General features: G+C 52.5%; 1 protein-coding gene. It reads left to right on the top strand.

The features are described from left to right. Window positions 1-162 precede the first annotated feature (162 nt). The coding region (locus tag ABD892_RS10075) for a hypothetical protein (RefSeq protein ID WP_345195494.1) at window positions 163-524 on the top strand (362 nt) is incomplete at its 3' end.

Raw genomic sequence — 524 nt, 5'->3', positions numbered from 1 at the left:
TGGTGTCGAGGAAGCGGGTGGGTTGGTGTCAATAACCAGCTCTAAATTACCTGTCCCCGTCAGGTGGGTGGGCGAGATTACATCTGCAACGGCATACAGGTTCCTTTTGCCAAAGAGGGATTACACGTATCGGGTACAGGTAAAAAGGGATGGGGACTGGATATGGGTTACAAGGTATGCAACCGCCTGGTTCCATATTCACGGGAATATAACAGTATCGGTATGGAAGCGATGATAAAGGGAATTATCTACAGGAAGGATACGGGGCAGATCGAATACACGATGCAAGGCCCTGATATGAACTCGCTGGCTGCACAAGCGACACCTGACAACGATGTGGTGTTGGGTGAAGCGGATGGGGCTACTCAATACATCAAAGACGGGGCTGTTGTTGAGCGACCCGAGATGGGCGTCACCGTCATTGAAGACCAGCAGCTCGGCACAGGACAAGTGTTGCGTGTTGAGGGTATCCCTGCCGGGACAAGGGTCATTTGTCCGGGGTTTGATGGGGTGGTTGATGACGG

It is taken from the genome of Kistimonas scapharcae, from assembly GCF_039540975.1.
Lineage (GTDB): Bacteria > Pseudomonadota > Gammaproteobacteria > Pseudomonadales > Endozoicomonadaceae > Kistimonas > Kistimonas scapharcae.
The sequence above is the reverse complement of the archived record's forward strand: the minus strand, read 5'-3'. Positions and strand labels throughout refer to the sequence as shown.